General features: G+C 55.1%; 20 protein-coding genes. 12 read left to right on the top strand and 8 right to left on the bottom strand.

Annotation, left to right across the window (positions count from 1 at the left end):
• The 5 genes from KK102_RS13570 to KK102_RS13550 are packed head-to-tail and all read left to right on the top strand — an operon-like array spanning nt 1 to nt 3,597.
• Entirely contained in the window at nt 1-1,362 is a 1,362-nt protein-coding gene (locus KK102_RS13570; protein WP_216357803.1) for a VasL domain-containing protein, read from the top strand.
• Between the two features lie 19 nt (nt 1,363-1,381).
• Entirely contained in the window at nt 1,382-1,861 is a 480-nt protein-coding gene (locus KK102_RS13565) for an Hcp family type VI secretion system effector (protein WP_216357802.1), read from the top strand.
• 32 nt (nt 1,862-1,893) lie between these two features.
• Nucleotides 1,894-2,766 carry a LysM peptidoglycan-binding domain-containing protein gene (locus KK102_RS13560; protein ID WP_216357801.1) on the top strand — a complete coding sequence of 291 codons (873 nt, stop codon included), beginning with the start codon at nt 1,894-1,896 and terminating at the stop codon, nt 2,764-2,766.
• A 19-nt stretch (nt 2,767-2,785) separates the two neighbouring features.
• Nucleotides 2,786-3,208, top strand: a complete 423-nt coding sequence (locus KK102_RS13555) for a hypothetical protein (RefSeq protein WP_216357800.1) — start codon at nt 2,786-2,788, stop codon at nt 3,206-3,208.
• Between the two features lie 26 nt (nt 3,209-3,234).
• Nucleotides 3,235-3,597 carry a hypothetical protein gene (locus KK102_RS13550; protein ID WP_216357799.1) on the top strand — a complete coding sequence of 121 codons (363 nt, stop codon included), beginning with the start codon at nt 3,235-3,237 and terminating at the stop codon, nt 3,595-3,597.
• 557 nt (nt 3,598-4,154) lie between these two features.
• On the opposite strand, the gene KK102_RS13545 is transcribed toward KK102_RS13550, so the two are convergent.
• Nucleotides 4,155-4,706 carry a helix-turn-helix domain-containing protein gene (locus KK102_RS13545; protein WP_185805625.1) on the bottom strand — a complete coding sequence of 184 codons (552 nt, stop codon included), beginning with the start codon at nt 4,704-4,706 and terminating at the stop codon, nt 4,155-4,157.
• 672 nt (nt 4,707-5,378) lie between these two features.
• Between KK102_RS13545 and pgaA the strand changes: the two genes are divergently transcribed.
• From pgaA to pgaD, 4 genes are read left to right on the top strand one after another with little or no spacing between them, the layout of a single operon-like run.
• Nucleotides 5,379-7,817, top strand: coding sequence for a poly-beta-1,6 N-acetyl-D-glucosamine export porin PgaA (pgaA, locus tag KK102_RS13540; protein WP_126546276.1), 2,439 nt, complete (start codon nt 5,379-5,381; stop codon nt 7,815-7,817).
• Between the two features lie 8 nt (nt 7,818-7,825).
• Nucleotides 7,826-9,763, top strand: coding sequence for a poly-beta-1,6-N-acetyl-D-glucosamine N-deacetylase PgaB (pgaB, locus tag KK102_RS13535; protein ID WP_216357798.1), 1,938 nt, complete (start codon nt 7,826-7,828; stop codon nt 9,761-9,763).
• Entirely contained in the window at nt 9,756-11,087 is a 1,332-nt protein-coding gene (gene pgaC, locus KK102_RS13530; protein ID WP_216357797.1) for a poly-beta-1,6-N-acetyl-D-glucosamine synthase, read from the top strand. The genes pgaB and pgaC overlap by 8 nt, the downstream gene beginning before the upstream one ends.
• The gene (pgaD, locus tag KK102_RS13525) at nt 11,084-11,515 is read left to right on the top strand and encodes a poly-beta-1,6-N-acetyl-D-glucosamine biosynthesis protein PgaD (protein WP_090418649.1); all 432 of its coding nucleotides are present in this window, start codon (nt 11,084-11,086) and stop codon (nt 11,513-11,515) included. Before pgaC ends, pgaD begins: the two co-directional genes overlap by 4 nt.
• 52 nt (nt 11,516-11,567) lie before the next feature.
• Here the strand turns inward: pgaD and gss are convergent, their stop codons facing one another.
• The 6 genes from gss to KK102_RS13495 all read right to left on the bottom strand — a co-directional run bounded on the left by gss (nt 11,568) and on the right by KK102_RS13495 (nt 18,997).
• Entirely contained in the window at nt 11,568-13,430 is a 1,863-nt protein-coding gene (gene gss / locus KK102_RS13520; RefSeq protein ID WP_216357796.1) for a bifunctional glutathionylspermidine amidase/synthase, read from the bottom strand.
• Between the two features lie 183 nt (nt 13,431-13,613).
• Entirely contained in the window at nt 13,614-14,591 is a 978-nt protein-coding gene (locus KK102_RS13515; RefSeq protein WP_216357795.1) for an ABC transporter ATP-binding protein, read from the bottom strand.
• Nucleotides 14,588-15,565, bottom strand: a complete 978-nt coding sequence (locus KK102_RS13510; RefSeq protein ID WP_216357794.1) for an ABC transporter ATP-binding protein — start codon at nt 15,563-15,565, stop codon at nt 14,588-14,590. Before KK102_RS13510 ends, KK102_RS13515 begins: the two co-directional genes overlap by 4 nt.
• On the bottom strand, nt 15,558-16,403 hold the full coding sequence (locus KK102_RS13505) for an ABC transporter permease (protein WP_021242100.1): 846 nt from the start codon (nt 16,401-16,403) through the stop codon (nt 15,558-15,560). The genes KK102_RS13510 and KK102_RS13505 overlap by 8 nt, the downstream gene beginning before the upstream one ends.
• A gap of 5 nt (nt 16,404-16,408) precedes the next feature.
• Nucleotides 16,409-17,362: an ABC transporter permease subunit gene (locus tag KK102_RS13500; RefSeq protein ID WP_024906524.1), complete on the bottom strand. Its 954-nt coding sequence runs from the start codon at nt 17,360-17,362 to the stop codon at nt 16,409-16,411.
• 45 nt (nt 17,363-17,407) lie between these two features.
• The gene (locus KK102_RS13495; RefSeq protein WP_216357793.1) at nt 17,408-18,997 is read right to left on the bottom strand and encodes an ABC transporter substrate-binding protein; all 1,590 of its coding nucleotides are present in this window, start codon (nt 18,995-18,997) and stop codon (nt 17,408-17,410) included.
• A gap of 245 nt (nt 18,998-19,242) precedes the next feature.
• Here KK102_RS13495 and yghU point away from each other — a divergent pair, with 245 nt between their 5' ends.
• From yghU to fucR, 3 genes are all read left to right on the top strand, one after another.
• Complete coding sequence (yghU, locus tag KK102_RS13490; RefSeq protein ID WP_126546268.1) at nt 19,243-20,109, top strand: glutathione-dependent disulfide-bond oxidoreductase; 867 nt, start codon at nt 19,243-19,245, stop codon at nt 20,107-20,109.
• A gap of 160 nt (nt 20,110-20,269) precedes the next feature.
• Complete coding sequence (locus KK102_RS13485) at nt 20,270-20,602, top strand: YMGG-like glycine zipper-containing protein (protein ID WP_216357792.1); 333 nt, start codon at nt 20,270-20,272, stop codon at nt 20,600-20,602.
• A 133-nt stretch (nt 20,603-20,735) separates the two neighbouring features.
• Nucleotides 20,736-21,452: an L-fucose operon activator gene (gene fucR / locus KK102_RS13480; RefSeq protein WP_216357791.1), complete on the top strand. Its 717-nt coding sequence runs from the start codon at nt 20,736-20,738 to the stop codon at nt 21,450-21,452.
• A gap of 37 nt (nt 21,453-21,489) precedes the next feature.
• Here the strand turns inward: fucR and KK102_RS13475 are convergent, their stop codons facing one another.
• Nucleotides 21,490-23,034 (bottom strand): methyl-accepting chemotaxis protein, encoded by a 1,545-nt coding sequence (locus KK102_RS13475; protein ID WP_126546266.1) that lies wholly within the window; start codon nt 23,032-23,034, stop codon nt 21,490-21,492.
• Nucleotides 23,035-23,068: the final 34 nt, after the last annotated feature.

The raw sequence follows: 23,068 nt of genomic DNA, 5'->3' as shown, positions 1-23,068 counted from the left end.
ATGAGCCAGGACATACTCACACAAATTATTGTTACCGGCAGCGATCCTCGCGACCTGCCGGAATTCAGCGCCCTGCGGGAAGAGATCAATAAATCCTCTCATCCGTCGCAGCCGGAGCTGAACTGGAAACTGGTGGAATCACTGGCACTGGCGATCTTTAAAGCCAACGGCGTGGATCTGCACACGGCGACCTATTACACCCTGGCGCGCACGCGTACACACGGGCTGGCCGGATTTTGCGAAGGGGTGGAGCTACTGGCGGCAATGATAAGCCACGACTGGGATAAGTTCTGGCCGCAGGATGAATCAGCCCGTACCGGGATGCTTGACTGGCTCAATACCCGGAGCGGTAATTTCCTGCGCCAGCAACTGTCCTTTTCAGACGCTGACCTGCCCTTTCTGTACCGGACTGAGCGCGCATTGCAGTTGATTTGCGACAAACTCCAGCAGGTGAAACTGAACCGCCAGCCGCATGTAGAAAACCTGCTTTATTTTGTGCAGAACACGCGTAAACGACTTGAACCACAGCTGAAAAGCAGTGGGGGCACTCAGTCACAGGCCGCCGTCAGAACGTTAATCTATGCGCCGGCGAGCACACAGCCCGTTACGGAGGAAAACCTTCCGCCCCTGCCTGACCTGCCTAAAATGAAGGTGGAAGTCTACCACGGCACTGCGGAGGATACCGCACCAGTCGCCAGCGCCACGCCAGGCCGGAATTGTAAAGGTTTTATGGCGGGTGTTGCCTGTACAACGGCTGTCGCTGCCGCACTGTGGTGGTGGCAGGTATACCCGATGCAACAACAACTGGCACAGGTCAAGGATACGCCGCAAGGTGCGGCAACAGTCTGGCTGGCTTCGCCTGAACTGAACAGTTACGGACAACGGCTGCAACAGCTTCCCGACGCCTCGCCGCTGCAACTGCTGGAAACAGGTATGCAGATGATGCGAACCGCAGACAGTCGCTGGCCGGAGAGTTTGCAACAGCAGCAGGCAACAGCGCAGTGGAATGAAATTCTGAAAACCCGCGCGCAAAGCAGCCCACAAATGCGTGGCTGGCAGCAAGCACGCAAGAATTTGCGCGACTTTGCCGACCTGATGATGCAACGGGAGACAGAGAAACAGGGCTTTACCCTTTCCTATATCAAAACCGTTACCTGGCAGGCGGAACGGTTGCTGAATCAGGAAACGCCGCTGGAATCCCTGCTGACACAGTACCAGGACGCAAGGGCACAGGGACGGAATACAGAAGCGCTGGAAAAACAAGTTAATGAACAGTTGAAAGGCGTTTTAAGCCGCTGGCTGCTGCTGAAAAGCAATGTAGTGCCAGAGTCGGCAACGAATGCAAAATCCGGAAAAAAATAGTTAATGTGAGGAGAACAACATGGCAAATTTAATTTATTTAACACTGAGCGGTGAAAAGCAAGGATTGATTTCAGCAGGTTGCTGTTCCCTTGACTCTATCGGTAATAAAGCACAGTTACTGCACCTTGATCATATTATGGTATATGAACTGACGCATGGGTTAAGTCGGGATCAAAATGTTAATCATCATTCAGTTACGATAAAAAAACCTGTCGATAAATCATCTCCTTTGCTGGGAAAAGCAATTAACGATAATGAAATACTGACCTGCACTTTTGATTTTTATCGGACAAATAGATTTGGTATTAATGAAAAATATTACAAGCTGGAATTAAAAAACGCCCGAGTAAGTGATATTAATTTCTCGGTTGCGCATGTAGTCATTGACAGTGAAGCACAACCCCAGGAAAGTATTTTTTTTATATATGAATCAATCAGCTGGGAGCACTGCATTGCCGGAACCAGTGCATACAGTTTATGGGATGAGAGGGTGTTTTAGTAAATACTATACCAATGAATAGAGGGCTTCACATGGTAAAGCGCACGGCAGCGGCACACAAAGGCATCCCAGCAACAGAAAACCCGAGGAAAAGATCTCAGGTAAATACCCGGACAACAGGAAAGAGTTCTGGACAACCGACCAAAAAACTCAGCCCTCTTGATGAATGGAAGAGAGGTCGGGAAAAAGCAATTGGCAATTCTGACTGGTACATTTATGATAATACAATCAGGAAACTTGTATCTGAAATTAATCAGCATTTATCCATATCGAAAAACATCGAACAGTACAGACCACTGGACTGGAAATTGATTAAGGCGATGATATGGACTGAAACAGGTGCGACGGTAGCGGCATGGAAAACAAGACCAATACAGATAGGAAACACAGGAGATGAGGGGATCAAAGAAGTGGCTATTCCTGCTCGTCCTAGAAAGTACAACATCATAATTCCGAAAGCATGGGGCCCTTATTTAATCAATAAGACAGATCTTATAAGGAGCAATCCGGAATATAATATCCGTGCGGGCATTGCTCTTTTAATGATAAAAATGTCAGAAACAGAAAAAGATAAAACTGTATATGATGATGAAAATGAATATACTTATGAAGTTGTTAATGGCGATCGTGGTTATAGCTCCATAGCAAAGAAAATAGGCACAACACAGGGTGTGCTTACTACACTGAATGGAGTTAAAGTCATTCACATAGGGAGTAAACTTAAATATAAAAAAGCACATATAGAACAGTATATACCAGGATGGTATTTATTTACACCTGAGAACATTCAAAAACAATATAATATAGACCCAACAAAAACACAACCAGGTCATAGAGGGGATCACACCTATGCGGATAAAATCAGATTCACATACGATCTCATTGTTGCAGATGAGAGAAAATAACGTTTACAAGGAATAATCAATGAACATAAAAAAAATACTATTTCTTTTCCTTATATGTAATGCAGCCGATGCGCATAACATCGATCCTGCGGAATGCAATAATGAGATACAACAGGGTGACGTTTACTGGTGCCTTATGGACAAATACCAGAAAAGTGTTATCGCTTTAAAAAAAGAAGAAATTAATGCACAAAAAAGGCTGGAAAGATTCGATAATATTGAAGGAAAGAAAAGAGGCCTTAATGAAGATGGGACCCTGGCATACGATTCTAACATTCACCTTGCAAGAATAACCTTCCCCGAACTTCATCGTTATTTTATCATTTACAGAGAAAAACAATGCGGCTATTCATCACTTAGTATTGGAGCGCTTTCCGGTTATAGGGTTCCAATATCTTCATTATATTGCAAAACCGAGATGAATATTTCACAAATAAAATGACTTAAAGATTATATATAGAGACTATTATGCACAAGAGATTCCTTATTATAATTAATTTCATTATAGTTATTTCTTACTGTAACTATTTATTTGCAGAAAATGTTAACCACATCGTTATTTATGATATGCCGCAAGACTTGCAGGATTTTTTTGAAACCGCTGATTCCTGTGAAGGATGGATAAGGGATTTTGATGTTCGTCAAGAAAAATTGACTTATCAGTTTGTAGAGGATTCGATTAAAAGAAACTGCTCAAACATTGAAAATAAATTACTCTCGATGAAAACAAAATACAAAAACAATAAAGATTACTCTGCAAGACTAACTGTTTATGATGATACCATCATAATATATGACGAGTATAAAAAGACGAGAGTGAAAAATAATTAGTTAGCTCATAATTATTATTTAATAAGTTAATGGTGGTAGTACTTAGTGAAATCAAAAAAGAATGATAAAAGTGCACTCTCACGAATAATTTATAAAGTTATTGGTGGGCTACTTGTTTTTTTATGTGCCTATTGGTTATTTCGTCTGGATACCTGGACAGAGCGAGGGCTTTATACAGGCACCTCTATATTTTTAGCCCTTATTCTCATAAAACTACTATCATTCTTCAATGATGAATAGGCTGGAGGAAAGACCGTGAGTGTCTCACACCGATCCTCGCTGAGTGTCAAATTTCGAAAACCTGCCCTGCTGATACTCGGTACAGAAGAAACTGGTTCAACAATTATCAGACAGTAGCAGAAACCAAACCCACATCGGACAACGAACAAACCAGCAGGCAAATAATGGAGATTGCCTGCAATGGTGTAAGGGTTAGTGTTATGGTGGTCTTGACAAACAATCAAAAAATAGCTTTAGCATAGAAAACCGTTCATTAACCCAAAGGACTGCACCGAGTCCGGCCCCCCCTATTTAAAGAACCCGCCCGCAAGTCAGTTTTATGCTTTTGGTTTCTCCCCACCCCAGGGATCGTTCCCAACCGCATCCAGCAGTTTGTTTTTAAAGATAAACAAACACGCCTCGTTGAAGTTCTCCACTCCCAGGCGTTCCGAGAGCGTCGTTCGTTTGCGATAGAGGCTTTTCACCGACGTATTCAGCTCCTCAGCAATGGCTTCCATCGACATCCCTGCCCTCAGCAACCGCAGCATGATCGCTTCGTGCGTGCCAGGCCGTAAATTAAGTAGCCACCTCGTGGTCAGGCGTCTGCCCTTCATATTGAGAATCAGATTAAACAGCGAGGCCATATCCGGCGCCGTGAGCGACGTGTTCATAAATAACTTCATACTGAGCAGATTCTCCTCACGGTGTCGCATATCAAGCATAACGCAGCAGATTGTTTTTTTCGTTCTGGCCGGATGGCGTATCAGGTAATCATATAAACGGAGCGGAGCACGACTATCAATCAATACAGAATATTCATCTGCACCGTTATCAAATATGTTTCTGTCAATCTTGTCGAGCAGGATAATATCCGGAAAAAATATCCGCATGCCCCTGACAAGGTAGCGATCCTGAGTCACTAACACTATTGAAGTTGCCACTAACCATCCCTTTTAGATTAAAGCAAGAACGATCCTGCGAAAAGAAGACCGCCTTCGTTTTATAGCGCTGTTATTTTAACGATAAACGTATTCTGGCTTTGGATATCCCTCAATACAGACATTGATGAGTAAGACTTCCTGTAGACTATCATTCAATGTCTGCCATTAATTATAAATAAAAAACAATCGCAGAAAAGTCACTTCTCTAAACATTAGGAATTTTTGTCATGAAACTTCCCAAATATCTACCAGAAAGTACTTTAATTGACTCAGCAAAACCGCATAAAAAATATATAACAGGCTGTCACAATAAAAATAAAACAGCAATTTTTCAATGAGTTACAAATAAACCACCAATTCAATAAAAACGTTAAAAACCCCTCGATACAGAATTATCTCAAAACGACAAACCCACTTTTCAACATATTTATCAGGCAACATATCAGGTGTACATTAGCTTTCAACCATTCCACTGAGATAAGGATCCATAATTACCTTTAGGTAAGTATCCCGTAACATCACTGCATTAAGTTTTAATGTTCTCATTTATGGCCTTTAATGCTGAGCTTAAAGGCGGCCGTGTTATGCAATGGATTCACGATAAACAAATGGCAAATAGATATGGAAAGATCGCTTCGCTTCAATACGTTATTCTTTTATCGCACCCCAACATTATTGTTTCTGTTATTCCTCTTTCCTGTTCTGGTTCAGGCGACTGAATCCGTTTATGAGCAACAGATTCAACAGGCGCGTAACGGTAATTACGCGCCGTTTCTCGATTATCTTCAGCGTTATCAGCAGCAGCATGCCCTGACGCCTGAACAAGTAGCGGACTGGTTACAGGTGGCGGCCTGGGCGGGTCATGATGACGAGGTTATTCAGGTGTGGCAGCGTTACGGCATTTATATGCCGCTGCCCGCCCGCGGCGTTGCGGCCGTCGCACAGTCCAGGCGAAATCAAAAAGCGTGGCAGCCCGCCCTCACGCTCTGGAAAGAGGCGCGCAGCCTTGCGCCGGAAAACGACGATTATCGTATCGGCTATATCAAAACCCTGGCCGATGCCCGCAAAGATACGCTTGCTCTGCAGGAAGCCCGGCGGCTGGTGGCGGAAAATCCCTCTCAGTCGCATCTTCAGACGCTGGCGTATGTCTGGTTACGCCAGGGAAAAAGCTGGGATCGGCTCTTAGCAGACACGCGTGCGCTGAATATCGCACCTGAGAATAAAGCGCTCCTCAGGGAGCGGATTGATGCGCTAACGGATAACCGGGTCAATACCCCCGCGCTCCTGCTTTCACAAAAGGTGGCGCTGTCCCCCGCGGAGCGTCGTCGCCTTGAGCTGAATGCCGCAGCCGAAAGCGTTCGCCTTGCCGATGTGCCTGGCCGAACAGAAAAAGAGCGCCTGCAGCTTGCGCAATCTGCGCTGAATCGTTACGACGCGCTGCTGTCTCGCTGGCAAGGCGAGCCACAGGCGGCGGAAGACATCGTCCTTGCGCGTATCGACCGGCTCGGCGCGCTGTACGCCCATGCTGATTACCAACAGGTGATAAGCGAATATCAGGATCTGACGGCAGCCCAGCATCCGGTGCCAGGCTGGGCAATCGGCTGGGTCATCTCCGCGTATCTGCAGGAGAAAAACGCGGCTGCCGCCTTCTCGCTTCTGCAACGCTATCCGCAATACGCTTCCGACCCGCAGGACGAGGAGCACGCGCTTTTCTACACCTGGCTGGATACGGGAGAGTATCCGTCCGCCCGCCAGTACGTTGAGCGCCAGACCCGCAACGTCCCCTGGACCCGCTACGATTTCGGCTCCCCTACCCCTCAGCCGAACGATCTCTGGCTTACCGGGCAGTCGCTCCGTTTTAACTATTTGCTGGCGACGAATGCCCTGCCGGAAGCCGAAAAGCTGGCGCACCGTCTGGCGACAACGGCGCCGGGCAATCAGGGTCTACAAATTGACTACGCCACGCTGCTTCAGGCGCGGGGTCTGCCGCGCGCGGCCGAGCAAACGCTGAAAACGGCGGAGGCGCTGGAGCCCTCGAATCTGGAACTTGAGCAGCAGCAGGCTTACGTCGCCATGGATCTGCAGGAGTGGCGGCAGATGGATTTACTGGCCGACGACGTCATCACCCGCACGCCCGTCGATCGCAGCGCCAGGCGTCTGGACAGGCTACGCACCGTCCACCACATGTCCGAATTGCGCCTCAACGCGAGCAAGGGCTTGCACTCCGATAACCCCGTCAGCGGGACGCACGACCTCAACGGGGACGCCACGCTCTATGGCCCGCCCATAGCGGATAACTGGCGGCTGTTTGCCGGCACCCGCTATGCGCAGAGTAATTTCGAAGAAGGCAAAGGCACCAGCCGTCACCTGTTGGGCGGCGTCGAATGGCGGCCACGGGACCTGCAGCTCGAAGCCGAACTCTCCAGCAACCGCTATCACGGGGCAAACAAGCCGGGCGCTCGCCTCTCAACCTCGTACGTTCTGACGGATAATTGGCAGGTCAGCGGCAGCCTTGAACGCCTGTCGCGCACCACGCCCCTGCGGGCATTACGCAATGGAATTAGCGCCAACCGGGGTGAAGGCGGGGTGCGCTGGTATCAAAACGAGCGCCGTGAGTACCAGTTCAACGCCGCCCTGAGCCACTTCTCAGACCATAACCGCCGTCAGGAATACACCCTCACGGGTAAGGAGCGTCTCTGGCAGACCCCGTCCCTGACGCTGGATCTCGAACCGGGGATCGCTGCCAGCAAAAACAGCCTGCGGGACACCCTCTATTACAACCCGGCGCGGGATCTTTCCGTGACGGCCGCCCTGGCCGTTGACCATGAGATGCTCCGCCATTACGACACCCTCTGGAGCCAGCAGTTCGTGGCGGGAGGCGGCCGCTACTGGCAGAAAAATCAGTCCGCTGGCGCCATCGCTCTGCTGGGTTACGGACAACGCGTTCAGTGGAACAACGTCATGGATACCGGCGTGATGCTGAACTGGGACAAGCGCCCTTACGACGGCAAACGCGAGAGCAACCTCTCCGTCACGTTTGATGCGACTTTACGCTTTTAAGGATGATGATGATGAACACACGTTTTTCCGCGAGCCTGATACTCCTCGGCTGGCTCTGCCTCAGCGCGAGCGTCTGCGCGCAGGCATTTTCGTTTATTGCGCCCAAAGATCGGCCGCAACTGGAGGCGAGCAAACCCTGGCCGCAGAACCAGTTTCTGGTGCTGGCCTACCACGATGTCGAAGACGATGCCGCCGATCAGCGCTACCTCTCCGTGCGCACCAGCGCGTTAAACGAGCAGATAAGCTGGCTGCTGCACAACGGGTATCACGTCATCAGCGTGCAGGACATTCTCGATGCCCATGACGGAAAAAAAACGCTGCCGCCCAAAGCCGTTCTGCTCAGCTTTGACGATGGCTACAGCAGCTTTTACACCCGCGTCTGGCCGCTGCTTCAGGCGTGGAACGTCCCTGCGCTGTGGGCGCCGGTGGGCAGCTGGGTGGATACGCCGGAAAATCAAAAAGTTAACTTCGGCGGCCTGATGACGCCCCGCGATCGCTTCGCGACGTGGGACATGGTGCGCGAGCTCAGCCGGTCTCCGCTGATTGAGATCGGATCGCACACCTGGGCCTCGCATTACGGCATTCCGGCTAACCCGCAGGGCAGCCGCGAACCGGCCATCGCCAACCGCTTTTATGATAAAGCGACGGGCCGCTATGAAACCGATCGGCAGTTCAACCAGCGGATCGGCGATGACGTTCGCAAAGTGACAGACAAAATTACGCAGGTAACGGGCAAGGCGCCGCGCGCCTGGGTCTGGCCCTATGGTGCGGCCAACGGCACGTCGCTTGCGATCGCCAGACAGCAGGGTTATCAGCTGGCCTTTACCCTTGAGGACGGGCTGGGGAACGTGCAGGAGCTGGGCAATATCCCCCGTCTGCTGATCGCCGGCAATCCCTCGCTTAAGGCATTTGCCAGTACGGTCAGCCAGGTTCAGGAGCGCGAACCCGTGCGCGTCATGCACGTCGATCTCGACTACGTTTACGATCCCGATCCGGCCCAGCAGACCCAAAATATCAACAGGCTGATCCAGCGGGTCTACGACATGAAAATCAGCCATGTTTTCCTGCAGGCGTTTGCCGACCCGCAGGGCGACGGCAGGATCAAGTCGCTCTATTTTCCCAACCGCCAGCTGCCGGTCCGGGCCGATCTCTTTAATTTTGTCTCCTGGCAGCTGCAAACCCGCGCGGGCGTGAAAGTCTTCGCGTGGATGCCGGTGCTCTCGTTCGATCTCGATCCTGCTCTGCCGCGCGTGCAGCGCCGGGATCGCCAGACAGGCCAGCTGAGCGAGGCCACCGAGCCCTATATCCGGCTCTCCCCGTGGGACCCGCAGGTGCGCCAGCAGGTGACGGACATCTATGAAGATCTGTCCCGCTATGCCAGCTTCAATGGGATTTTGTTCCATGACGATGCGGTGCTGACGGACGTGGACGATGCCGGGCAGGACACGACTCGCCAGAAGAGCCAACTGCTTATCGGGTTTACCCACGCCCTGAGCCAGGCGGTGAAGCATATCCGCGGCCCGCAGATAAAAACCGCCCGCAACATGTTCGCCTTACCCATTCTGCAGCCCGAAAGCGAGGCGTGGTTCGCGCAGAATCTTGAAGATTTTCTGGCGGAGTATGACTGGACGGTGCCGATGGCCATGCCGTTGATGGAGTCCGTCCCGGTAGACGAAAGCGATGCCTGGCTGACGCGTCTGGTTAACGCGGTCGCCACGCGTCCCGGCGCGCTCGATAAAACCATTTTCGAGCTGCAGGCCAGAGACTGGGATCAGCAACCGCCGCGCGCCGTTTCCGACAGCCAGCTGGCACAGTGGATGCGCGTGCTCCAGCTGAACGGCGTCAAAAACTACGGCTACTACCCCGATGATTTCATCAACAACCAACCTGATATCTCGCGCATCAGGCCTGAATTTTCTTCGTACTGGTACCCTGACAATGACTGATCGCATTATCGCATTCTCTATTTTATGTCTGGTATTCGGGTTGCCGTTGGGCGTGGCCGCCCTCTTTACCGGCGAACTGATTCTGGATTTTGTGTTTTTCTGGCCGCTGTTCATGTCGGTGCTCTGGATAACCGGCGGCCTCTATTTCTGGTATCAGCTTGAACGCCACTGGTCGTGGGATAAAGACACGCCCGCCCCGACGCTCGCCGGTGAGCCGCTCATCTCCATTCTTATCCCCTGCTTCAACGAGGGACGAAATGCGCGGGAGACCATCAGCGCCGCGCTGGAGCAGCGGTATGAAAATATCGAAGTTATCGCCATCAACGACGGCTCGTCTGACAACACCGCGCAGGTTCTGCAGGCTCTGGCGCAGGAGCAGCCGCGCCTGCGGGTGATTAACCTCGCGGAGAACCAGGGGAAGGCGCTGGCGCTCAAAGCCGGGGCAGCGGCGGCCCGGGGCGATCTGCTGGTCTGCATTGACGGTGATGCCCTGCTCGATCGCGATACGGCAGCGTATCTGGTGGCACCGCTGATTCAGTATCCCCACGTTGGGGCAGTCACCGGGAATCCGCGTATTCGCACGCGCTCCACGCTGATTGGTCGCATCCAGGTGGGCGAGTTCTCATCGATTATTGGGCTCATCAAGCGGACGCAGCGGATCTATGGCCGGGTCTTTACCGTCTCGGGCGTTATCGCCGCCTTTCGCCGACAGGCGCTGGCGGACGTGGGGTACTGGAGCCCGGACATGATCACCGAAGACATCGACATCAGCTGGAAGCTCCAGCTGCGCCACTGGGATATCTTTTTCGAGCCGCGGGCGCTGTGCTGGATCCTGATGCCGGAGACGCTCAAGGGTCTGTGGAAACAGCGCCTGCGCTGGGCCCAGGGCGGCGCGGAGGTGTTTCTGGTCAACCTGCGCAGGATTGTGCGCTGGGAGCATCACCGCATGTGGCCCCTGTTTCTTGAGTATGCCCTGTCAACGCTGTGGGCCTTCGCGTACGCCATGACGGTGCTGTTATTTATCCTCAGTCATATCGCCCCTGTTCCTGCCAGGCTGACCGTGGAGAGCCTCTTTCCACCGGAGTTTACCGGGCTGCTGCTGGGCGTGATGTGCCTCCTGCAGTTCCTGGTCAGTTTGTACATCGAGAGGCGCTATGAACGGAAGGTAGCCAGCTCGCTTTTCTGGGTGATCTGGTTCCCGATGGTGTACTGGATGATTGGCCTGTTCACCACCCTCGTCGCATTTCCAAAAGTCATGCTTAAACGCCAGCGTGCCCGCGCGCGCTGGATCAGTCCGGACCGGGGAAAAGGAAGCATTCAATGAACGAAAATACCTTAATTTTGACCGAACATCGGCTATTGCCACGTGTTTTCGATGCCGCGTTAACGCTGGTGGCGTGGGGAGGCTTTCTGTTTTTCCTGTATGCCCGGCTCTGGATGCAGCTCACCGATGAGAGCGACCACCGCTGGGGCGTCATTATTGCGTCCTTTAATACGGTGTTGATCTATTTACTGTTCGCCGCGCTCAACGGCTGGCTGCTGATTTTGTGGTATCAGTACAACCGCCGCCGCGCCCACGTGAGGCGGCGTCAGCCGGGCTATTTTCACCAGGAGGAGCTGGCCCGCAGCTTTAATGTCTCACCGCAGATCATCTCCGAGATGAGCCAGTACAACCTGCTGACGGTCTATCATGACCAGATTGGCCGCATCATCGATCTAAAGATCAACGGGCAGGAAGAGGAAGAACAGTAACAAAAAGCCCCCGCAGGATGCCCAGCGGGGGCTTTTTTCTCGCGGGAGTCAACTACTTATCTTTCACCACAATCAGCGGCTCGATATCGCTCTCTTTCTTCACCACCAGCGAGTCATCGCCGCGCAGGCAGGTACCCCCGTAGTTCCCGCCCACGGTGAAGGTGCAGACCTGAATGTACTTGCCGTCGACCTTCGGCAGGCACCACAGCTGCTGGTAGATGTTTTTACGGTCGACAAACTTGCCGCTGGATTTATCCAGCAGTTCGTCCTGGGCGCTAATCAGGTCGATATTGCTGCCGCAGCGTCCGGCAATCGGCTTGACGGCATAGCCGGTCTGCTTCAGCAGATCGTTAACCTCAAAATCGGTGTCGAGCAGGTAACGGTGGTTCGGGAACAGCTGCCACAGTACCGGGAGAATCGCCTTGTTGCCGGGAATGACGGTCCACAGCGGTTCAAAGACCAGCACCTCCGGGCGCAGCAGGACGTCAATCAGGCGCACCTCGCCTTCAGGATGTCCGGTCCGGATCGGCACGGCGGCGTATTCGGTTTCGCTGACCTCGCGGATCTGCTCTATCGCCGTTTCCCACGCCCAGGTTTTCCACACGCAGTTGACGTGGCGACCTTCGTCGTCAATCAGCTGTCCGGCGGCATCCCAGCTCAGCGCCCCCAGCCCGTGCAGGATTTTGGTTTCAAACCCGGCCTGCATCAGCGAACGCTGGATAAAGAGCGCGTGATAGTCCTCTTCGACATCGTTGTCCTGCATGATGTGGACAAACGGCCGCGCGTGGCTGTGCTTCCAGGCGCCGGTCAGCTCTTCCAGCAGCCCTTCCGCCGGGTTATGCCCGTTGCCGCGATAGCCGTTTTTCACCCACTCTTCGAGAATCAGCCCACCCTCGGTATGGCAGGACGCGGAGTCGGCGTTGTACTCGTAGACCTTGATGCCGCGCTCATCCATGCAGAAATCCATACGACCGGTGATCATATGGTGACGACGCCACTGCCAGGAGAGGCGCAGGCGCGGCCAGAGGATTTTCGGGATGTCGAAAAGCGCCAGCAGACTGTCGTCTTTCAGTACCTTGTCCGTAGCGTGCAGGTACATCAGGTGCAGTTCGTTGGTGGCCTTGATCAGCTCCTGCTCGGCGCTTTCGGTAATGGTGAAGTACTGGCAGGGATCTTTGTTGATCACGTGACCGTTGGCGCGGATATACGCCTGCTGCAATGCGTCATTTTCGTTGAGCCATTTTCCGTCGAACTGACGCCTGTTTTTCAGCCGCGCGCCGCTGATTTTCAGCAGTTCGCCGTCGATTTCCGGCTGGGGAATGCTGTGTTCCGTGTCGTCGGTCTGGATCATCCAGCCGAGGATCTCCGTGTCGTTGAAAGTGTCATGGATCGTATAACACCCGTTCTCCACGCTCAGGCGCAGCTCGCGCGTCCACTGCTGCCCGAGCGGCAGCGGAGAGTGAATCACGTTCTGCTCCGCAATACGCACCTTATCGTCCAGAAGCTGGGTGATCACCGCCACGTGGCCGGTCTCGTGAAACTCGCCGCCCTTCTGCCAGATCAGCAGCGCCCCGGCCCGCGGCGCGCGTTTTGAGCCATTAGCAAAAGCCTGAAGGGGCAGGATGTTATCGTTCACCACCTGACGCAAAAAGCGCAGGGAGAAGATCTCCCACGCCATGCCGACGTCGGTAAACACGAAGCCATAGTTGAGAAACAGGAAACGGCGGGCAAACTCAACGCACTGCCACTTGTGGCCCATGTATTCGTTGCCAATGTAGCTGCGAAAATCCGCATCTTCCGGGTAGTTGCGCGGGTCCAGACTGCTGTAATTTGAAGAGTAAATCGCCACGCCACCGGGCGCATAGCCTAACAATGTCCCGAATGGCGCATCACTGCTTAACGTTCCTTTACGCATGTATCAAACCTAAAACAGGCAGGCGGCAATTTTTATAGGTTGTCGTCGTCTGCACGTTGTAATTAACCTGACAGAGGAGCGTTTATCATACACCTGCGTGGTAAATAATTCGCCTTACCCGGCCGACAAAACACAAAACCCTGTAGGTCGGGTAAGCGAAGCGCCACCCGACACGTTTAAGGCTCACATCTTAAACAGCCAGCACGCCGCGAAATGCCCCGGCGCAATCTCCCGCATGGCAGGCTCCTGCGTCTGGCAAACCGGCATGGCGTGCGGGCAGCGGCTGCAGAACTTACAGCCCGGCAGCGCGGACGTGGGGCCTGGAATGTCGCCGCGCAGAGTGGCGTCTTCGAGATTGCGGATGCGCGGATCGGGCCGGGGAACCGCCGCCAGCAGCGCGCGGGTGTAGGGGTGCGCCGGACGCTGATACAGTTCATTCGCCGGCGCCACCTCCACCAGTTTACCGAGATACATAACCCCAATGCGGCTGGAGATATGGCGCACCATGGAGAGATCGTGGGCGATGAACAGATAGGTCAGCCCCAGCTCCTGCTGCAGATCCTGCAAAATATTCACCACCTGCGCCTGCACCGAGACGTCCAGCGCCGAAAGCGGCTCATCGCACAGCACGAATTCAGGATGAACGGACAACGCGCGGGCAATACTGATGCGCTGACGCTGCCCGCCGCTGAACTCATGCGGGAACCGCTCAAGGTGCTCCTGCTTCAGCCCCACTTTGTAGAGCAGCGTTTCCGTCCGTTCGCGCTGTTCTTCGCGGCTGTAGCCGTGGATCTGCATCGGCTCGGCCACCAGCTGTCGTACCGTCATGCCGGGGTTAAGCGAGGAGTAAGGATCCTGAAAAATCGCCTGCATCCGCTTACGCAGCGGCTTGAGCTCTCTTTCGCGGGCGTGAGCGATCGCCTGCCCGGCAAAGTAGATCTCGCCCGCGGTGATATCGAAAAGGCGCAGGATGGCGCGCCCGAGGGTGGATTTCCCACAGCCGGACTCCCCCACCAGGCCAAACGTCTCGCCGGGCTGAATATCAAAACTCACGCCATCAACCGCCTTCGCGGCCGCGCCTTTACGCAGCAAACCGCCGTTAAGCGGATAGTGTTTGCGCAGATCGCGAACGCTCACTAATGGCGCCTGTTGTTCACTCATGCCTGAATCTCCTTATCGGCCCATAGCCAGCAGGCGGCGCGATGGCCCTCTCCGGCGGTGTAAAATGCGGGCTGCCGTTCACACTGGGGCATGCGTTTCGGGCAGCGTTCGGCGAACGGACAGCCCGGCGGCGGGTTAAGCAGGCCGGGCGGTGCGCCTTCGATGGGCGATAAGCGCTGATTCACCTCATCCGGGCGCGGCAGCGAGGCCAGCAGACCCTGGGTGTAAGGATGCGCAGGGCGATAAAAAATGTCCTCCACGCTCCCCTCCTCCATCACCAGCCCGCCGTACATCACCACCACGCGGCTGCAGACCTGCGCCACCACGCCGAGATCGTGAGTGATCAGCAGAATCGCGGTTTGGGTCTGCTGTTGCAGGCTTTTCAGCAGACGCAGGATCTGCGCCTGAATGGTGACGTCCAGCGCGGTGGTCGGCTCATCGGCAATAAGCAGCTTCGGGTTGCAGGAGAGCGCAATGGCGATCATCACCCGCTGGCGCATCCCGCCGCTGAACTCGTGGGGATACTGGTCGTATCGGCGCCCGGCCTCGGCAATACCCACCTGTTCCAGCATGGCGATCGCCGCCGCTTTGGCCGCTTTTTTGGTCAGTCCTTTATTGCGCATCAGGATCTCCGCCATCTGTTTGCCGATGGTCAGCACCGGGTTCAGGGCGGTCATTGGATCCTGGAAAATCATCGCGATCTCGTTGCCGCGAATGGCGCGCATCTGCTCAGGGGTTTTCTGCGCCAGATCGTCATTCTGGAAGCGGATGCTGCCGCCGGTTATCCGTCCGTTGCTCCCCAGAAGCTGAATGATCGACTTACAGGTGACGCTTTTCCCGCAGCCCGACTCGCCGACGATGCCGACAAGTTCTCCCGGCTGCACCTGAAAGCTCACGCCTCGCACCGCGTGAACCTCGCCCTCGCGGGTGCGGAAGGTGGTTTGCAGGTTCTCAAGCGCTAACAGGTTACTCATCGCGATTCGCTCCTGGCTCAAAGGCGGTACGGAACACATCGCCCAGCACGTTAAAGCTGAACACCGTCAGCAGGATCAAAATGCCGGGGAACATCGCCAGCCACGACGCTTCGCCAATATACGACTGGGCGTTGTTGAGCATGCTTCCCCACGATGCCGCCGGTGCCTGCACGCCCAGCCCTAAGAAGCTGAGCGTCGACTCCATCAGAATGGCCGAGGCGATATTGAGCGTGGCGGCCACGATAATGGTCGGCAGCACGCCGGGAATAATGTGGCGCACGATAATGCGCAGCGGGTTTTCCCCCGACGCGCGGGCATAAAGCACATACTCGCGCTCTTTCACCGATAAGGTTTCTGCGCGCACCAGCCGCGACATGTTCATCCACGTCAGCAGGCTGATAATCAGAATGATGTTATCCACGCCCGGCTTGAGGTAAGCATTCACCACCAGCAGCAGGAAGAAGGCCGGAATGGCCATCAGGATATCCACGGCGCGCATCATCAGGTTATCCAGCCAGCCGCCAAAATAGCCGCTCACCGTTCCTACCACCGTGCCGATAAGCGTGGAAAAGAGCATCGCCAGAAAACCGACCATCAGGGAGATCTGGCCGCCATACAGCGCGCGGGTGAAGTAGTCGCGGCCATACTCGTCGGTACCGAACCAGTGTGCGGCATCCGGCGGTAGCGTGCGTGCACCGAGCGCCATCCGATCCGGATCGTACGGACTTAACCCCGCACAGAGCGCGGCGACAACGAAAATAAAAAGCACAAACAGGGAGAACTGCGCCGGACGATTGCGGCGCAGCTGGTGACGAACCTGCTGCCAGCGTCTGCTCATCCGGGTTACCTCAGCGTACGAATGCGGGGATCGGCGAAGCGATAAAGCAGATCGGCGATCAGGTTACCGACGATCAGCATCATCGACGAGAGCATGATGATCGCCATGATCAGCGGGTAGTCCAGCGAGGCGATCGACTGGATCCCGAGCAGCCCCATCCCCGGCCACGAGAAGACGCTTTCCGTCACATAGGCCCCCACAATCAGCTCACCAAACGACAGGCCGAACAGGGTGATCACCGGTAGCAGCACGTTTTTCAGCACGTGGCGGAACAGAATGCTGGAACGCGTGGCGCCGTAAGCCAGCTGGGTCTGCACATAGTCGGCCGAAAGCTGCGAGATGGTGTTGGAGCGGATGTAGCGCACATAGCTGGAGAGGTTGTAGAACGTGAGGGCAATACACGGCAGCACGCCGTGACGCAGCACGTCCAGCGCATTATCTTCCATGCCGATGGTGCGCATACCCATGCTGGGGAACCAGTTAAGCTGCACGGCAAAGACCGTAATGAGCAAGATGCCAAACCAGAAAATCGGCACCGAGATGCCGATATAGGCAAACAGGTTAAGCAGGTGATCCAGCCAGCGGTGCTTAAATGCCCCCGCCAGCAGGCCCAGCGGGATCGCCAGCACGATCGCCATCAGCAGCGACGCGCCCATCAGCCCCAGCGTGGCCGGAATGCGTTCGCCGATCATCTCCAGCACGGGGCGGTGGTAGATAAGCGAATAGCCGAGATCGCCCTGCAGGACGTTTTTCAGCCACAGGACGTACTGCGTGACCAGGGGCTTATCCAGCCCCAGGCTCTGACGGATACGTTCGATATCTTCCGGAGCCATACGCGGCGTAATGTACGCCGCCACCGGATCGCCAGGCGCGAGCTTGACCAGCAAAAACGCCACCAGCGAAATAAAGAACAGCATCGGCAGCAGCTGCAGCAGCCGACGCGTGAGAAGTGTGTTCACGACATGCCCTTACCAAGGCCCCGACCCGACGGTCGGGGCAATCGCTTATTTCTGATAGATTTTTGACAGATCCTGGAACAGATAGACCGGTTTCGGCTCCGCTTCCTCGGTACCGCCAAAACGCTTGTCCACCGCGACGGTCGCATTGGTATAGGCGATCGGGTAGTACGTCATGTCGTTCGCCACGGTCTGCTGAATTTGCCTGTAGATATCGGCACGTTTTGCGGCGTCGGTTTCCACGGCGCCTTTATCCCACAGGGCATCAAACTGCGGATTTTTGTAGTGCGCGTAGTTATAGGCTTCGTTGCTCATGAACAGCGATTTGTAGCCGTCCGGCTCTGAGCCCATGATGTAGCCGCCCAGGTTCAGCTCCCACGCGGTGTTGTTCATATCGAGGCTGCGCTGAGACATGGCGTTGGAGTCCAGCGGCATCAGCTCCACGTTCACCCCAATGCCCTTCAGCGCCTGCTGAATGTAGAGCGCCATGCTCTCCTGGGTTTTGTTGGTATTCACATACGCCAGGCGCAGCTTGAGGTTGTCCGGCGCGCCGGACGCTTTAAGCAGCTCTTTAGCTTTTTGCAGGTCGAATGTGTATTGCTCGACGTCATCCGTCTTGTAAAGCGTATCGGGCGTCAGGAACGACGTCGCCGGTTTAGCGTAGTCCAGCGAGGTAAACGCCGTCTGGGTTAGCTCGTCTTTGTTGATGGCATACGCGATGGCCTGACGCAGCGCTTTGCTCTTCATCACCGGCACGTTCTGATTGAACGTCATATAGGCCAGGCGGCCTTCCGGATAGACCACGAAGTCAAACTTACCGGTATTTTTCAGGCGGTTCACGTCCTGCGGGTCAACCATCTTGAGGTTGATTTCACCGTTTTGCAGCGCCAGGTTGGCGGCGTTGCTGTCTTTGGCGAAACGGTAGGTCACCGAATCGAGCTTCGCTTTACCGTTCCAGTAATCGTCAAAACGGGTCAGGGCGTAGTATTGTCCGGCGCGGTACTCTTTGAATTTGAACGGCCCGGACCCGACCGGCGCATCGTTTTTGCTGCTCTTTTCCAGGTCGCCTTCAGCAGCGAACACGTGCTGCGGGATCGGGTAGATCTGTACCAGCGTGCCGGTAAAGGCCGCGCTGACCTGCGGTAAGGTGAACTTAACGGTGCGGTCGTCAACCTTGCTTACCTGTACCGGCTTATCGCCGTAGGTGAACATGCTGCGGAAGAAGCTGTGCTGTTTGGCATCCAGCAGCTTATTGAAGGTGAAGACCACGTCGTCCGCCGTCAGCGGCTGTCCGTCCTGCCATTTCAGGTTGGGTTTTAACGTCAGGGTGTAGCTCAGGTTGTCGGCGGAGGGCGTCAGGCTTTCCGCCAGGCCCCATTCGATCTTACCGTTGTTGAAGCTATAGAGTGGGGCATAGAGCGCCTGCATGATCGTTAACGTTGTACGGTCACTGGCATAGAGCGGATTAACGGCTAACGGGTCGCCGGAGGTAATCCCGATAATCAGCGAACCGCCCGCTTTTGGCGCATCGCTTTTTGCCGCAGGGGGCGTATTGGTCTCTTTATTTTTCGCATCATCACAGCCCGCCAGGCCTAACGCGAGCGAAACCACCACTGCCGATAACAGAAGCTTGCGCATCTCACTAACTCCTTGCCTTATAAAGTGTTTATGACTGCATCTTTTATTTATGTTGAAGCATCATATGCAGCTTTATCCATTAACGCATTAATTATGAAAATGCGATTTTCGATTAAGCTTATGCCGGATTTGATATATATAAGCAGCAGAAGGAATAGCGGTTAATTGATTGCGCTCACAACGTTAAACGCTTCACAAATCTCCTGCTACACTGCCTCAACACATCACTCAAAAGGCAGGTCAACATGTCAGACAACACGTATCAGCCACCAAAAGTGTGGGAATGGAAAAAGAACAGCGGCGGCGCGTTCGCCAACATCAACCGCCCCATTTCCGGCGCGACCCATGAGAAAGATCTTCCTGTCGGTTCGCACCCGCTGCAGCTCTACTCGCTGGGAACACCGAACGGCCAGAAAGTGACGATCATGCTTGAAGAGTTGCTGGCGCTGGGGGTGACGGGCGCGGAGTACGACGCGTGGCTGATCCGCATCGGCGAGGGCGATCAGTTCTCCAGCGGCTTCGTTGAGGTGAACCCGAACTCGAAAATCCCGGCGCTTCGCGACCACTCCACGAACCCGCCAACGCGCGTCTTTGAATCCGGTAATATCCTGCTTTACCTGGCGGAGAAGTTCGGCCACTTCCTGCCGAAGGATCCGGCGGGACGCACCGAGACGCTGAACTGGCTGTTCTGGCTGCAGGGCGCGGCGCCGTTCCTCGGCGGCGGTTTTGGCCACTTCTACAACTATGCTCCGGTGAAAATCGAGTACGCGATTGACCGCTTCACCATGGAAGCCAAACGTCTGTTCGACGTGCTGGATAAACAGCTGGCGCGCGGTCGCTACGTGGCGGGTGAGGAATACACCATCGCGGATATCGCCATCTGGCCATGGTTCGGCTGCGTGGCGCTGGGCAGCGTTTATAACGCCGCTGAGTTCCTCGACGCAGAAAAGTACACCAACGTGCAGCGCTGGGCGAAAGACGTGGCGAATCGCCATGCCGTTAAGCGCGGACGCATCGTTAACCGCACCAGCGGCGAGCTGAACGAGCAGCTCCACGAACGCCACGCGGCGAGCGACTTCGAGACGAATACGGAAGATAAGCGTCAGGCCTGACGCTATGCCGGGCGGGCCACCGCCCGGTAACAACGATCCTTGCCCAGGGCATGATTAGCTTAAAGGTTGAACCGGTATTACTGGCACTATTCGCCCTCTTTTCTCACGCCTGGCTGTGAGAAGCGAAGTATCAACCAACAGCTATTACAAAGGATCTGTTATGAAATTCATCAAAACAGCGCTGGTTCTCAGCACCCTCATTATTTCTACCTCGGGTATGGCGATGGACAAAACTGCCGCCGGCGCCGTTGCCGGTGCGGCGATTGGCGCAGCCACGGGCAAAGACCTGAAATCGACAGTAGGCGGCGCGGTTGTTGGTGCGGGTACAGGTGCCATGTTTAAAAACGGTGAAAAAGGCAAAGATGCGCGTAAGGGCGGTGCCGTGGGCGCAGTCGTTGGGGCGGGTACAGCAGCAGTGACGGGCAATAGCGTACTGAAAGGTGCAGCCGTTGGCGCAGGCGCTGGCGCGCTGATTGGTGAAGCCACGCATTGATAATTGACGCCGGGCGCTGCGGTGCCTGCCCGGCGTTCTCTCGCATTATATCCTCTCGTTTTTCAACGGCATATTTACAAGTCCCGATAAACTAGCAAGAATCATTTTTATTTCTATCAGAATGGGCTGACGCATGAAGCTGACCCGACAGCAGAACATTCTCGAACTGCTGGGCTGCTGCGACTGGCTAACCACTGACGCGCTGGCAGAAACACTCGCCGTCAGCAGGGAGACGATCCGTCGCGATCTGAATGCCCTTCAGCAGCAGGGCAAGATCCTGCGCCAGCACGGCCGCGCGCGGCTTATCCATCCGAACAGCCGCGACAGTGGAGAGCCATTTGGCGCGCGCTTAAAAAGCCACTACGCCGATAAAGCCGATATCGCCCGTCATGCGCTGGACTGGATCAGCGAAGGGATGACCATCGCCCTCGATGCCAGTTCGACCTGCTTTCACCTGGCGCGCCAGCTCCCGGATATCGAACTCACCGTCTTTACCAATAGCCTGCCGATCTGTCATGAGATGGCAAAACGCGAGCGGATCGCGCTTATCTGCTCCGGCGGCACACTGGATCGCAAGTACCGCTGCTACGTCAATCCGGCGCTGCTTACACAGCTTAAAGGGCTGGAGATTGACCTGTTTATCTTCTCCTGCGAGGGCGTTGATGAGCAGGGTACGCTGTGGGATCCGGTGGAGCATAACGCGGTCTTTAAATCACTGCTGTTAAGCCGCGCAAGCCAGTCGCTGCTGCTGATTGATAAAAGCAAATTCCAGCGGTCAAGTGAGGTGAGGATAGGCCAGCTGTCACAGGTGACGCAGGTGATTCAGCGGGATCGTCTTTCAGGGAGATAAGGGGTCAGGCCGCGACAGGCGACCCGACCCGATAAGATTATGCGGTGAGGCGGAATTTTTGCACCGAGCGCTGAAGCTCTTCAGTCTGGCGCTCCAGAGCTGCGGCAGCGGCAGAGACCTGTTCCACCAGCGAAGCGTTTTGCTGCGTAACGCCGTCCATCTGGGTTATGGCAATTCCGACCTGAGAAATGCCCTTACTCTGCTCCTCAGAGGCAGATGCGATTTGCTTCATGATGGTGGTCACTTCGGTCACGTCGCGCAGAATCGCCTCCATCGTCGTGCCGGTGTCGTTCACCAGCTGCGCCCCCTGCTCGACGCGGGAAACGGAGTCCGCGATCAGCCCTTCAATCTCTTTTGCGGCATTGGCGCTGCGGCTTGCCAGGTTACGCACTTCACCTGCGACCACGGCGAAGCCACGGCCCTGCTCGCCCGCGCGCGCGGCTTCAACCGCTGCGTTGAGCGCCAGAATATTGGTCTGGAAAGCAATGCTGTTAATCACGGTGGTGATTTCTGCGATTTTCTTCGAGCTGTCGGAAATTCCGCTCATGGTGGTAACGACATCGTCCACCAGCGAACCGCCACGGCTGGCTGTCGTCGAGGCCACGTCCGCCAGCAGGCTTGCCTGACGCGCGCTTTCGGCGTTCAGTTTTACCGTCGCCGTAAGCTGCTCCATACTCGCGGCGGTCTCTTCCAGCGCGGCGGCCTGCTCTTCCGTACGGGACGAGAGATCGTTGTTCCCGCTGGAGATCTCCGTCGCGCCGCGCCAGATATTTTCGCTGCCGGAGCGGATGGTGCTGACCGCTTCACGCAGGCTGTCCTGCATGGCGCTCAGTAAGGGAACCAGCTGTCCCACGCAGTTGCGGCCAAACGGCTCAATCGGCTGGCTGAGATCGCCCTGGGCAATCTGGCGGAACTGCTGGCGAATACGAGCCAGCGGTTTCACCAGCATCGCCACCAGGTAACGGTCGGTGAAAAGCAGGATCAGCAGGCCAATAATCGTGGCGACGATAATCACCGTGCGGGTCATGCTGGTCAGGCCGTCCACCACCACGCGGGTGCTGTCGAGCGACTTCGCGGCGGCGTTGTTAAAGTTCTCCGCCGCGGCACCGAACGCGCGGCTCAGCGGTGGCGTGACGTTGTTGGCCTGCTGGCGATAGCCGTCCAGCGACTGCTTAGCCTGCTGCATCTGCGGGGTTACGCCCCGATCGAGCAGCGCCTGCCAGCTGCTAATGACCTGAGCAGAAACCTGTTCGTCCATCGGGCCGGGGGAAATGGCCTTCATTTCGGCCAGCTTCTTACTCATGTTATCCAGCGCCTGTTGGGCAGAGGCCAGGTCCGGCGTGCCGCCTGCGGCTTTGACCTCCATTGCGCGGCTCAGACGGGTGACGAAACGGAAATACTGATCGTTACCCTGGCTGAGCACCGTCATCTGTTTGACCAGTTGCCGATCAACGTCGTTACCATCAGAAACGCGGGACAGTGACCAGGTGCTGTATAGCCCAACCCCCGCCCACATTAAACAAAAGATCCCCAGAATCGTCAGCATGACGAAGCGGATCGTGAAATTACGGAGCATATTCATAAGTCTTCCTTGCCGAGAGGGTGAGTTCGCCCAG

The sequence above is a fragment of the Enterobacter quasimori genome, assembly GCF_018597345.1.
Classification (GTDB): domain Bacteria; phylum Pseudomonadota; class Gammaproteobacteria; order Enterobacterales; family Enterobacteriaceae; genus Enterobacter; species Enterobacter mori.
This window is presented reverse-complemented; position numbering and strand designations above follow the sequence as displayed.